Raw genomic sequence first — 11,214 nt, forward strand, 5'->3', positions numbered from 1 at the left:
GATCGTGGTCTCGGGCGGTCGCGGCGTCGGCTCCGAGGAGAGCTTCGCGATCATCGGCGCGCTGGCGGACAAGCTGGGCGCGGCGGTGGGCGCGTCGCGGGCGGCGGTCGACTCGGGCTTCGCGCCGAACGACTGGCAGGTCGGCCAGACCGGCAAGGTGGTGGCGCCGGATCTGTATATCGCGGCGGGGATTTCCGGGGCGATTCAGCACCTTGCGGGGATGAAGGACTCGAAGGTGATCGTCGCGGTCAACAAGGACGAGGAGGCCCCGATCTTCCAGGTCGCCGATTACGGCCTGGTCGCCGACCTCTTCGACGCGGTGCCGGAGCTGACCGGGAAGCTCTGAGCCGCTCAGGCCGCAGAGCCGGAGATCTCGGCCAGGACGCGCCCCTCTTCCGCGCGCAGAAGCAGCCCTCCGCCCTGGGCCTCGGCCAGCACCGCCTCTCCGGGGTCGAGATTGCCGAGATAGGTGATCTCGCGCCGTTCCAGCGGACCGGCCGCGGGGCGGGCGATCTCCGCGATCTTGGAATAGGCCGGGAAATAGAGAAGGCCCGCGGCGTTGAAATCGAGCGCGGGCACCGGCTGGTAGCGCAGGAGCGGCGAACCGGCGGCCATGTCGCGGGCGGCGCGGGCCCCGATGCGGGCGCGGGCCGCCAGCGCGGCCAGCTCGGGCGGCGCGGCGGGCGGCGGCCGGAGCCCGGGCAAGGCGCTGCGCAGCAGGCGGCGGTTCGAGCCGGTCCCGTCATGGCAGAGGAAGCAGCTGACCATCGCCACCCGGCCGAGCGGCCCCTGCGGGCCGCTGACGAGATGCAGCGAGCCGAGCCGGTTCGGGCCGAGCGAGAAGAGCCGCGAGGCGATCGCGGCCTCTTCCCCGAGCGGCGGGGCAGCGATCGGCGCAAGCTGCAGCGAGGTGGTGCAGAAGGCGGCATAGACCGGCCGGCCCTCGGCGTCGCGGAAATCCGTCCCGGCCTGCCCTGCCGCCCCGGCGATCAGCGCCCAGTGGCGGTCGCCGCAATCGCGCAGGAGCCACTGCTCGGACAGCCCCCAGGGCGAGAGCTGCGCCATGCCGAGGCGGAGCCGCGCGCGGCTCTGCGGGGCGGTCCGGTCCGCGGCGGCGCGGCGCAGCGGCGCCGTCATGCGCGCGCCTTCGCATCCGCGAGCTGCGCGGCGATCCGGGCGGCCAGATGCGCGCTGTCCTCCTCGATGCCCAGGAAGCGGCCCGATCCCCAGGTGTTGAGCCAGCCGAGCCCGATGAAATGCAGGCCCTCATGGGCGGTGACGCCGCGGTCGAAGACCGGCTTGCCGCGGGCGTCGAAGACATCGGCCTCGATCCAGGAATAGTCGGGACGGAAGCCGATCGCCCAGAGCACCGAGGTCACGCCGGCCTCGGCGAGGTCGAGCTCCGTCGCCTCTTCGTCCGGCTCCCAGAGCTTCTCGAAGGGCGGCTCGACGGGCGCGTCGATGCCCTCGCGGGCGATATGCGCGTCGATCGTGTCGCGGATGCCGCAATAGGAGCGGTCGGCATCGTCGAGATTCTTCGCCAGATCGGGCAGGAAGCGCACCTTGGTGCCCTCCATGTCCGCCAGCGAGCCGTGCAGTTCGACGCCCTCCTCGACATGCCAGCGGCGCAGGTCGATCTCCTTGCCGCCGTCGCGGCCCGACATGTAGTGGTTGGTCTGGGTCATCGCCTTCACCGGGTCGGGATGCTCGGCGATGGTGATCGCGTAATGCCCGGCCTCCATCAGCCAGTCTGTGGCGTCGCGGCCGCGGTACTTGCGCGGGGAGCGCGGCGCGGGTCCGACGGCCAAATGCACCTTGCGGCCCGCGCGGGTGAAGTCCTCCATCAGCTGCACGCCCGACTGGCCGGTGCCGACGATCAGCACGCCGCCCTCGGGGAACTGCCCGGGATTGCGGTAATCGACCGAATGCATCTGGAAGACCGACGGGTCGAGCCGCTTGGCGTAGTCCGGCTCGATCGGCGTGTCATAGCCGCCGGTGGCGATCACCACCTGCCCGGCGCGCCAGTCGCCGATCGAGGTCTCGACATCGAAGCCGCCGCCGTCGCGCGGCGCGACACGGGTGACCTCGACCCCCTCGCGCAGGTCGGGCGCAGTCTTCTCGGCGAAGGCGTCGAGATAGTCCGTGATCTCGTCCTTCAGCATGAACCCGTCCGGATCGGTGCCGCCATAGTCGCGGGCATAGTGGAAATCCGGCAGGCGGCACTGCCAGTTCGGCGTCACCAGGCAGAAGCTGTCCCAGCGGTTCTCGCGCCAGGAATGGAACCTGGCATGGCGCTCGAACACGATGGCGGCGATGCCCGCCTTCTTCAGCTGCCAGGCGACCGACAGGCCGGCCTGGCCGCCGCCGATGATGGCAACGGGGACATGCGGGGGAGAGAGGTCCTTCATCGGCTCTTCCTTCATTGGCTGATGGCGAGGCAGGCGATCTCTGCCTCCGGGGCGTCGCCAAGCGCGGCAACCCGGGCCTCGATCGCGTCGAGCTGCGCCATGGCGGAGGTGCAGGCGAAGCCGTATTTGCGCTCCACCCGGTTCGAGGCGCGCTCCATCGCGATGCGCGCGCGGGCGAGGAAATCGGGCACCGGATAGCTCTCTCCGGCAGAGAACAGCTCGGCGACGACGGAGGATGGCGAATAGAGCCGCTCCTCGGCGCCGTCGGGCCAGCGGACGGTCCAGTAGGTCTCAGGCATGGGGGACTCCGAGGTCGAGATAGGGGGTGGCGGCGTGGTCCCAGAAGGGGGCGCGGTCCCGGCCGTCGGCCAGGGTGACGGCGGAGCCGGGCAGGACCCGGCCCACGGCATTGGCGTCGAGGCCGCGGGCGGCGAAGCGGGCACAGACGGCATTGGCATCGCCCGGCGCGACGGAAAGGAGGAAGCCGAAGCTGGGGAAGGTCCTCAGCCAGCGTTCGGGCGCGATGCCCGGCGGCGGAGCGAGCGCGTCGAGGTCGATCTCGATGGCCACGCCCGAGCATTCCGCCAGCATCAGCGCGGTGCCGATGATCCCGCCCTGGCTGACATCCTTGCCGGCGCGGACCAGCCCGGCCGCGGCCAGCTCCGGCAGCAGGGCCAGATCGCCACGCAGCCGTGCCGGGGGCGCCTCGAGCGCCGCGCAGAAATTGTCGAAATTGATGTAGCGCCCGCGCGGATCGGCGGCGGCAATCAGCATGTCGCCGGGGCGGGCGTCGAAGCTGGTGACGAGGGCCTCCGCCTTGCCGAGGACCGAAACCGCAAGCCCGAGGGCGGGCGCGCCGAAATTCGTGTGCCCGCCGACCAGCGGCACGCCATAGGCGGCCGAGGCATCGCGCAGCCCCTCCATCAGCGGCCGCGCCGCCTCGGCCGAGGGCGCCCAGATCTGGTCGAGCACGGCGGTCGCCCGCCCGCCCATCGCGGCGATGTCGGAGAGATTGACCATCACCCCGCACCAGCCCGCGAACCAGGGGTTCTCCTCGACGAAGCCGGGAATGAACCCCTCGCCCGCCAGCAGATCCCAGCCCTGGCCGTTCGGCAGCGCGGCGGCATCGTCGCCGGGCCGGCCCGGCGAGGCGGCGCTCAGCCCCAGCCCCGCCGCCGCCCGGCCGATGCCGAGCTTGGAGCGGATGGCGGGATGCGCGCGCAGCCGCTCCGCCAGCCCGGCGAGATCCGTCGAGGCCTCGAGGCTCATGCCGGGACCCGCCGCGGCCGGTGGTACCAGCCCGCCACCGGATCGGCGCAGGGCGGGTAATGGTCCAGCCGCGCCTCCATCAGCGCATGCGGATGGCCGTGGATGGCCAGCTCCTGCTTCACGTCCCAGCGCAGCCGCCGGAAGAGCACCACGTTCTGGCTCTGCACATGGGCGCGGAAGGTATGGCAGCCGCGGGCATTGGCGGTCGAAACTGCCAGCCGGATCAGCTCGGCGCCCAGCCGCCCGACATGGCGGAACTCCCGGTCGACGGCCAGGCGCGAGCCCCACCAGAGCCCGGGATGCTCCTCGTGGATGCGCACCGTGCCCACCACCTGGTCGGCCTCGTGCGCATAGGTCGACAGCGCCACCAGATGCGTGGCGATCAGGTCGGTCTCGTCGCGGTCATGCTCGGCGAAGATGCCCTGCTCTCCGACGAAAACGCGGTGGCGCAGATCGGCGGCGCCCTTCGCTTCCCAGCGGGTCGAGGCCGCGCGGATATAGTATCCGGGGGCGTGGAAGTCGCGCGGCTCGGGGAAGATCATGCCGGCACCTTCAGGGTCTCGTAGGTGGACAGCGCCGAGCAGGCCCCGCATTTGCCGCAGCCCGCCTTGATCTCGGAGGAGCGCATGCCGGAGGCCACGACCATCTGCCCCAGCGGCCGCAGGATCGACGCCATGAATTCGGATGTGGGCGCCGGGTGGCTTTCCAGCGGCGTGCCCGAGATCGGCACGAAGGGCACGACGAAGGGATAGACCCCCATCGCGCAGAGCTTTTCGCCCATGGCGAGGATCGCCTCCGCCGTGTCGCCGAGCCCGGCGAGGATATAGGTCGAGACCTGGCCGCGGCCGAAGACCTTCACGGCCGCCTCGAAGCTGGAGAAGTACTTCTCCAAGGGAACCGAGGCCTTGCCCGGCATGATCCGCTGGCGCACTTCGGGCGTCACCGCTTCCAGATGCATCCCCAGCGCATCGACGCCCGCCGCGCGCATCCGCTGATGCCAGATGTCGTCCTCGGGCGGCTCGCATTGCGCCTGGATCGGCAGGTCGACGGCCGCCTTGATCGCGGCCGCGCTGTCGCAGAGCACCGCGGCGCCCCGGTCCGGGCCCTTCGGCGTGCCGGTGGTCAGCACCATATGCGTCACGCCGTCCAACTCGACCGCCGCCTTCGCCACTTCGGCAAGCTGGGCGGGCGTCTTGTGCGCGACGGTGCGGCCCGCGGCCAGCGACTGGCCGATCGAGCAGAACTGGCAGGTCTTCTTCCGGCTCTCGTAGCGGATGCAGGTCTGCAGCACGGTCGTGGCCAGCACGTCGCGCGAATGCAGCACCGCGACCTTGTTCATCGGCACGCCGTCCGAGGTCGTCAGGTCGTAGAAATGCGGCCGGGCGGGGAAGCTGATCCGCGCGACCTCCGTGCCGTCGCGGGTGACGCGGGCGCGGCCGTCGGGCCCGGGCGCCTCCACCAGATAGGGGCTGTCGAAGGCCGGGGCGGTGTGCACCGGGACCATCACGGTCACATCGTCCAGCGTCACCGCCTTGTGGTCCGAGGGCCCGGCGCCGCCGCGGCGGCTCTCATGCCCGGCGCGCGGATCGACAAGGCGCATGCCGCGGGTCTGCAGGTCGTTGATCAGGGCGGAACGGTCGGTCTCAGGCATCTTGCGCTTCCTCCTCTTCCGGGGCCGCGGCCTCGGTCACATGGCGGGCCAGGGCGGGACGGGTGTCGTGCAGCAGGCTCAGAAGCTCGGGCCGCGCGTAGTGCCCGACCGCATCCATCATCCGCTTGCGCTTGGCGATCAGCCGCATGTCCAGATCGGCGATCACCATCCCCTCGCCCCCGGTCAGCGGCTCTGCCAGATGGCGGCCCTCGGGCGACACGATGCACGTCATGCAGCCCGAGCGCATCGCCTTCTGCAGCGCGGGATCGGGATGGATCTGCGCGATCTGCTCCTCGGTCAGCCAGCCCGTGGAATTGACCACGAAGCAGCCCGATTCCAGCGCATGGTGGCGCATCGTCACCTCGATCTGGTCGCGGAAGATGTCGCCGACGAGGCTGCCCGGATAGTGCCCGGCATGGATCTCCTCGTGCTGGGCCATCAGCGCGTAGCGCGCCAGCGGGTTGTAGTGCTCCCAGCAGGCCAGCGCGCCGACCCGGCCCACGGCGGTCTCGACGACCTTCAGCCCGGCGCCGTCGCCCTGCCCCCAGACCATGCGCTCGTGATAGGTCGGGGTGATCTTGCGGCGCTTGAGCTTCAGCGTCCCGTCGGCATCGAAAATGAGCTGGGTGTTGTAGAGCGAGCCGTGGTCGCGCTCGGTCACGCCCAGCACCACCACGGCGCCATGGCGGCGCGCCGCCTCCGCCACCGCCGCCATCTCGGGCGAGGGAATGGCGACGGCCTCCTTCATCAGCTCCAGATGCGGCCCGCCCTGCTGGACAGGGGGCAGAACGAAGGAGAAATACGGGTAGTAGGGCACGAAGGTCTCGGGGAAGACGATGAAGCGCGCGCCCTTGCCCGCGGCCTCGGCAATGGCGTTCAGCACCCGCTCGACGGTGCCTGCGCGCCCCGAGAGGTCGGGGGCGATCTGGACCGCGGCGGCGCGGATCGTGTCGGTTCTCATGGGCGGAGCCTCTGCGGTGGATCGGCGGCGGTGCGGGGCGCACCAGGGGGGTCCGGGGGGACCGGGTGCGGTCCCCCCGGCTGCGGCGCGGTCAGACCGTCCAGGTGTCGAGGATCACCGCATCGGCCTTCTTGTGCAGCAGGATGCAGTCAAGCACGTCCTGCGGCGCGATCGGCGTGATCCCGGGCAGCAGCGACGGCTCGCCATGGCCGTAGAGCGCCTGCAGCGCGAAGCGGCAGGCATAGACCTTGCCGCCCTCGCCCATGAACTTCTTCAGGTTCACCGCGAAATTCTGGTGGCCGGGAAAGGCCTCGTCGCCGAGCGTCGGGAAGCCGCGCTGGATGCCCAGCGTCACGCCCGGCCCGTAGAGCAGGATCGAGGTCTCGTAGCCCTTGCGGTTCAGCCGGATGGCGTTGAGGATGTTCACGAGGCCGATCGAGCCTTCGAAGGCGACCGTGTGGAAGGTCACCAGGGCCTTCTCGCCCTCCTCGGCCTTCACGTCCTCGAAGACCTTCTCCTCGTAGTCGACGAAGAAGTCGCCGTCCTTGTGAGCGTCCTGGGTAACTGCGGGCATGCTGCACTCCGTTTCTCTATGCGGTGGTCCGCTTTGCCCTCTCAGCATTTGCAGGCGCATTGATCCAATCAATACTCAGTTCAATCTACATACATTTATGAGAAGATGAATCTGTACTACCGCTTCAAATCGCGCCAACACTGACCCAATTTGCAGGATTTCTTGGCATTCTAAGAAGAATTGGCGTTGGAATGCCCGGCAATCTCGGGCAATGAGTCGCCGAGCATGCAGTCATTCCGCGATCATTTTTCCAGAATCGCTTTCCGGGAAAAGCCACCCCGGCCGCCGCGAATGACCTGTGTGGATGGCTCCCGCATAGCAAGCCGTAAATGATCTCGAGTACGTTTTCAGAAGCGGTCTTGTGTCCGGCCTGTTTGCGCGGTTGACACCGCTGGCCGTGATGGGATCCGCAGATCAGGTTCCTATCTGGTTAGCGGGCAATTGCGCCCGGGTCATTCGGCGGAGCGTCCTGATCGTTGCGGCTGAAGGGTACACCATCACATCGTCGGTCTTGCTATCTCGCTGTTTCTGTACGTCTCAGGCTGCGTGAGGTCGGCAGGCTGCGTTCCTGGTCAGCACCGCCCACATGATCCGCGCCGTCTTGGTCGCCATGGCGACGGTCGCGAGCCGGGCTGGCCTTCTCTGCAACAGCTTCGTCAGCCAGGGATCGGCACGCTCCGGATGATTGGCGACCTGCCGCACACGCGATGTCATGCCGACAACGATGAGCTGGCGCAGATACCGATCACCCATCTTGGTGATCTTTCCCAACCGCTCCTTGCCACCGCTGGAGTGGTTGCGCGGTGTCAAACCAAGCCACGCCGCAAATTCCCGGCCACTCTTGAACTGGTGGCCCGACCCGATCGTGGCGGCCACGGCCGAGGCCGTCACCGGTCCTGCATCCCGCTGCCCGACAGCACATGCGTTGCATGTGCGAGAGGGGGAATGGTCTGCAAGAGTTGCGCCTGGCGGCTGAATGCGCATCGTGATCTCGTACCAGCGAAGGCGCTTGATCAGATCATTTCCCATAATTGAACCCCCAGCGTTTGCGGGTCTTGCGTCTCGTTCGACGCTAGGACCCCGGCCCGCTATCGTCGCTGTCTGGCTCCCGAGATGTGTCCTTGGGCGGAGTGATGGAGATTGCGTCATTGAGCAGATCGTTGCTCGGGGGCACGTGTCCCAATCGCTGCGCGTCAGAGCGGAGCGGATAGTGCAGTGCCGCATCTGCACGCGCGACCTCCACGTCGGCCACGTGGAACGGCGTCAGGGCGCGCAACGCGAACGCACAACGGTTCGCCTCGGAAATTCGCTCGATGGCACGCTGGACCTTGGGCGCGTCCAGCCTCGCGTCGCGAGCGTGGGCGTGCCGAATGGCTCGAATGCCCTCACGCAGCTCGTCGAAGTTCACGCCCTCGAAGCCGGGCTGATTGGCGAGCGCCGGGTACCAGGTTGCGCCTACCTTGACGGCAATCCACCCGATGTCCTGCAGATCGACCCTGATTTCCACCTCCCGTGTGGGGGAGTGGAGATAGGCCTCACGCAGCGCTTCGCAGCTATAGCTGAGCCCCGAGAACAGCACGCCCTCGTCATTGAGCTTCCGGGTCATCGGCCTGCCGAATGCTTTCCTGAGGGTCAGGCCATCCGGTACCGTAGGCGTCCCATGTTCGGCCACCAGCCGCTGCCAGGCTGCGTTCGGAGTTTCCCCTTTCAGCGAGCCGTGTGGCTGGTTGTGATAGATATCAACGATGTAGGTCAGAAGAACCTTGATCAGATCGTCGTCGCAAAGACAGGCGAGCATCTCGGAGGGGTAGTCGCCACGATCCACGGTGTCGAAGAAGGTCCGGCCCGCCAAGAGCGGCATGAGCTGGTGACCGAGCGTTCGGAAGAAGGACTCGATATGCCCCCGCATCCAGGGAATTCCGGCGGGCGGCAGGTGCGACGTGATCCCGAGCGAAGCCACCGTCGTCTGGAAGGCATCCGAGACGAAGGCAGGCCCCATGTCGGTCACGAGGGTCCCGATCCCGCCATGGTGATGCCATGTGCTTTCGCATTCGGCTGCCTGGGCCAGCGGGGTCTTGTCCTCGAAAATCAAACGCAGCGCGCGGATCGCATCATCCGAGTTCGGATTGTCGGCCAGCCGCATCGACACCACGCATTTCGTGGCGCAGTCGATCGCAATGTAGAGCCAGCGTCGCCCCGCCTCGAATTTCTTCTGCCGCTCTGTCGGCAGGTGGTCCCAGATGCCTGTCAGCGTCAGCAACGACATGACGTCGAGCTTGTTTTCATCCATCTCGACCCGCTCCATGGGGCGCACGACGTCGGGACCGTTGCTGCTCATGGCGAACTTCCTGGCGGCCGCAGACGAGCCATATCGTTTGGCGCAGACGTAGAATGGGTCAGCCGAGTCCAGTCGGCGTTTAACGCTGGAGGCGGAAGGAACTATGAGCGGTGTTGCCCCCGCGCTGGTTCTGCGCGCGTTTTCTTCCGCGAACAGCGCCCTGGTCTCCTGAACCGATTGGATTTTGCTCGGGCGCTGCGTGTCGGCGTAGATCTCGATGACCTGGTTCATCAGGGCTTCTGCCTTCGGGCACCAGCGCCGGGTCCGATTGCCGGATCGGTATGTGGCCGGAATGAGCGAAAGTGCGGAGTAGCCTGCGGCCTGATACGAGCGGACCCACTGCAAGACCGTCCGGCTCCCCGGCAGCTTCGAATTTTTATCTCTTGGCCCGGTCGGATCTTGGCAAAGGCTGCTGCGCCTTCGCCAACAAGCCTCTCCGTCACTGATGCAAGCTGCGCTTTTGCCTGCTCGTATGCCCGCTGCGTACGTTTGATGAGGCCCGCAGCTTCGAGAGCCAGGAAGGCGTCACAGACGGCCTTCCGCCAGATCACCAGCCGTGCAGTCTCTTCCGACAGCTCGCTGATGACCTGCACAGGTTTGTCGCGATGCGCCTCTTGGGTGGTCCGGTCGAAATACCCGGCAAAGTAGGTCGTGTCTGGACGGCGCATCATCTCGGCGAGCTCCTGGTGGGAAAATGCCTCGGTGATCCCTGGCTGGCCAACCCGCTCGAAGGTGCCGCCTTTGTCGTCGATCTCAAGGGGGCGCATGGCGACGCCTGCCGTTGTGATCATGTCGGAGTTCGAGAAGCGGAAACGGAGGGTCATGCCGTTACCTCCACCAGAGAGGGGCGCGACCAGGCGAGTGTCCGGGCCGCTTCAGCTGCAGCGGCCCGGTCGATGTGCAGATCGGTGACCAGCAGCACCCGGTCCGCAAAGGACTTGGAGACCGCAGCGGCAACAGCTTCGAGCTCGGAGGCAAAGTTCAGCTTCAGGACACGCTGCATGGGTTTGATTGCCACCGCAATTCGCTCGCCATCCGCCTTGGTGACCATGAAGTCAAAGACATGCCGCGCAGGGAGGCCGTCGATGCCGACATAAGAGATCGCCGGAGGCTGTTCCCGGACGTGGTGCACGTCATCCCGCACCAACATCTGGCACAGGAAGGCATACTCGAGCGCACTCTCGAAGTGGATAAGTCGCGGGCGCTGGAAACCAGGCAGCATAGCCACCATCGAGCCGCGAAGACTGCCCTTGGAACGGCGCGCAGGAACACGGGTCGCGTGGCTCGGCTCCGGCCCGCGGTAGATCAGATGATCTTGCATGATGATTGGAGTGCACCTCACCTGGGCGCCGACCCGTGTGGATCGGAGCAGGTGCAGGGCAACATCCCCCTATGTTTGAGATGAGTTTCACTGCCCTGCCGGAAGACGCCCCGGCAGGTTGACTTTTCTTGAGACTCAGGGGATGAATAAGACGTCGGTACCAAACGACGCTTATTCAAAAGGCCTTCCTGTTAGCGCAGGAGGGTCTTTTTATTTCCCGATGTCAGGTTTTGGTTGCTGCGCTGCCCTCCTCTGCTGGGTACCGGTCGGAAAAGAGCTCCTGAGGAGTTGTACCAAGCTGGTTGGCGATGGCGGACTGCACACGATGCGAACGGCGATAGCCTTGGCTAACTACCGTCACGCTGCTTTGCTTAATGCCGAGCGTGCGGGCAATTTCCGCCATGCTCGAACCAGCCAGCCGGAGCCTGCACTTCAGCTGCTCGTGATTGTGCAAATCTACCTTCATGGCCTGATGCAAGTCCTTAGACTCCGTTCTTACCCATACCAGTAGTGATTCGAAGTTTGATTCGGCACGCAAGTTTTCTTCGCCGTTGCGAGTGCTTTCTCAGGTTTTGTTCGGCTAATTTACCTATCAAACCGGCCTTGTTGCACAAATCGGGGGCTGAGCGCGGTTCCCCTTTCCCCGGACGGACTTATCCTACGGCCACAGTGACGGGTATGCCGAGCGCGGT

At 66.8% G+C, this 11,214-nt stretch carries 13 protein-coding genes and 1 pseudogene; 1 reads left to right on the forward strand and 13 read right to left on the reverse strand.

Annotation, left to right across the window (positions count from 1 at the left end; translation table 11 throughout):
• Positions 1-346 (forward strand): electron transfer flavoprotein subunit alpha/FixB family protein (locus FGX59_RS34545; protein WP_206078518.1); only part of this gene is annotated, 346 nt, incomplete at its 5' end.
• A 5-nt stretch (positions 347-351) separates the two neighbouring features.
• Here the strand turns inward: FGX59_RS34545 and FGX59_RS34550 are convergent.
• The 13 genes and pseudogenes from FGX59_RS34550 to FGX59_RS34610 all read right to left on the reverse strand — a co-directional run bounded on the left by FGX59_RS34550 (position 352) and on the right by FGX59_RS34610 (position 10,988).
• Positions 352-1,137: a Pnap_2097 family protein gene (locus FGX59_RS34550; RefSeq protein ID WP_138472989.1), complete on the reverse strand. Its 786-nt coding sequence runs from the start codon at positions 1,135-1,137 to the stop codon at positions 352-354.
• Entirely contained in the window at positions 1,134-2,408 is a 1,275-nt protein-coding gene (locus tag FGX59_RS34555; RefSeq protein WP_138472991.1) for an MSMEG_0569 family flavin-dependent oxidoreductase, read from the reverse strand. Before FGX59_RS34555 ends, FGX59_RS34550 begins: the two co-directional genes overlap by 4 nt.
• A gap of 11 nt (positions 2,409-2,419) precedes the next feature.
• Positions 2,420-2,707, reverse strand: a complete 288-nt coding sequence (locus FGX59_RS34560; protein ID WP_138472993.1) for an MSMEG_0570 family nitrogen starvation response protein — start codon at positions 2,705-2,707, stop codon at positions 2,420-2,422.
• Positions 2,700-3,677: a sll0787 family AIR synthase-like protein gene (locus tag FGX59_RS34565; protein ID WP_138472995.1), complete on the reverse strand. Its 978-nt coding sequence runs from the start codon at positions 3,675-3,677 to the stop codon at positions 2,700-2,702. Before FGX59_RS34565 ends, FGX59_RS34560 begins: the two co-directional genes overlap by 8 nt.
• On the reverse strand, positions 3,674-4,219 hold the full coding sequence (locus FGX59_RS34570; protein WP_138472997.1) for an MSMEG_0567/Sll0786 family nitrogen starvation N-acetyltransferase: 546 nt from the start codon (positions 4,217-4,219) through the stop codon (positions 3,674-3,676). Before FGX59_RS34570 ends, FGX59_RS34565 begins: the two co-directional genes overlap by 4 nt.
• A complete protein-coding gene (locus FGX59_RS34575) occupies positions 4,216-5,328 on the reverse strand; it encodes an MSMEG_0568 family radical SAM protein (protein ID WP_138472999.1) in 1,113 nt (370 codons plus the stop codon). The genes FGX59_RS34570 and FGX59_RS34575 overlap by 4 nt, the downstream gene beginning before the upstream one ends.
• Complete coding sequence (locus tag FGX59_RS34580) at positions 5,321-6,289, reverse strand: Nit6803 family nitrilase (protein ID WP_138473001.1); 969 nt, start codon at positions 6,287-6,289, stop codon at positions 5,321-5,323. The genes FGX59_RS34575 and FGX59_RS34580 overlap by 8 nt, the downstream gene beginning before the upstream one ends.
• 91 nt (positions 6,290-6,380) lie before the next feature.
• On the reverse strand, positions 6,381-6,863 hold the full coding sequence (locus FGX59_RS34585; protein WP_138473003.1) for an MSMEG_0572/Sll0783 family nitrogen starvation response protein: 483 nt from the start codon (positions 6,861-6,863) through the stop codon (positions 6,381-6,383).
• Between the two features lie 537 nt (positions 6,864-7,400).
• Positions 7,401-7,769: pseudogene (locus FGX59_RS34590) on the reverse strand (transposase); the annotation flags it as partial.
• Between the two features lie 166 nt (positions 7,770-7,935).
• Positions 7,936-9,432 carry a Mu transposase C-terminal domain-containing protein gene (locus FGX59_RS34595; RefSeq protein ID WP_138473005.1) on the reverse strand — a complete coding sequence of 499 codons (1,497 nt, stop codon included), beginning with the start codon at positions 9,430-9,432 and terminating at the stop codon, positions 7,936-7,938.
• The gene (locus FGX59_RS34600) at positions 9,432-10,025 is read right to left on the reverse strand and encodes a hypothetical protein (RefSeq protein ID WP_138473007.1); all 594 of its coding nucleotides are present in this window, start codon (positions 10,023-10,025) and stop codon (positions 9,432-9,434) included. Before FGX59_RS34600 ends, FGX59_RS34595 begins: the two co-directional genes overlap by 1 nt.
• Positions 10,022-10,522, reverse strand: a complete 501-nt coding sequence (locus FGX59_RS34605; RefSeq protein ID WP_240722848.1) for a Tn7 transposase TnsA N-terminal domain-containing protein — start codon at positions 10,520-10,522, stop codon at positions 10,022-10,024. Before FGX59_RS34605 ends, FGX59_RS34600 begins: the two co-directional genes overlap by 4 nt.
• A 223-nt stretch (positions 10,523-10,745) precedes the next feature.
• Positions 10,746-10,988 carry a helix-turn-helix domain-containing protein gene (locus tag FGX59_RS34610; protein WP_138473009.1) on the reverse strand — a complete coding sequence of 81 codons (243 nt, stop codon included), beginning with the start codon at positions 10,986-10,988 and terminating at the stop codon, positions 10,746-10,748.
• Between the last annotated feature and the right edge of the window lie 226 nt (positions 10,989-11,214).

The organism is Poseidonocella sp. HB161398, assembly GCF_005870025.1.
Classification (GTDB): domain Bacteria; phylum Pseudomonadota; class Alphaproteobacteria; order Rhodobacterales; family Rhodobacteraceae; genus Mangrovicoccus.

Bases quoted from the DNA above. Each gene is read 5' to 3' on its own strand.
- FGX59_RS34550 (WP_138472989.1), bottom strand. From the start codon at position 1,137: ATGACGGCGCCGCTGCGCCGCGCCGCCGCGGACCGGACCGCCCCGCAG.
- FGX59_RS34555 (WP_138472991.1), bottom strand. From the start codon at position 2,408: ATGAAGGACCTCTCTCCCCCGCATGTCCCCGTTGCCATCATCGGCGGC.
- FGX59_RS34560 (WP_138472993.1), bottom strand. From the start codon at position 2,707: ATGCCTGAGACCTACTGGACCGTCCGCTGGCCCGACGGCGCCGAGGAG.
- FGX59_RS34565 (WP_138472995.1), bottom strand. From the start codon at position 3,677: ATGAGCCTCGAGGCCTCGACGGATCTCGCCGGGCTGGCGGAGCGGCTG.
- FGX59_RS34570 (WP_138472997.1), bottom strand. From the start codon at position 4,219: ATGATCTTCCCCGAGCCGCGCGACTTCCACGCCCCCGGATACTATATC.
- FGX59_RS34575 (WP_138472999.1), bottom strand. From the start codon at position 5,328: ATGCCTGAGACCGACCGTTCCGCCCTGATCAACGACCTGCAGACCCGC.
- FGX59_RS34580 (WP_138473001.1), bottom strand. From the start codon at position 6,289: ATGAGAACCGACACGATCCGCGCCGCCGCGGTCCAGATCGCCCCCGAC.
- FGX59_RS34585 (WP_138473003.1), bottom strand. From the start codon at position 6,863: ATGCCCGCAGTTACCCAGGACGCTCACAAGGACGGCGACTTCTTCGTC.
- FGX59_RS34595 (WP_138473005.1), bottom strand. From the start codon at position 9,432: ATGAACCAGGTCATCGAGATCTACGCCGACACGCAGCGCCCGAGCAAA.
- FGX59_RS34600 (WP_138473007.1), bottom strand. From the start codon at position 10,025: ATGACCCTCCGTTTCCGCTTCTCGAACTCCGACATGATCACAACGGCA.
- FGX59_RS34605 (WP_240722848.1), bottom strand. From the start codon at position 10,522: ATGCAAGATCATCTGATCTACCGCGGGCCGGAGCCGAGCCACGCGACC.
- FGX59_RS34610 (WP_138473009.1), bottom strand. From the start codon at position 10,988: ATGAAGGTAGATTTGCACAATCACGAGCAGCTGAAGTGCAGGCTCCGG.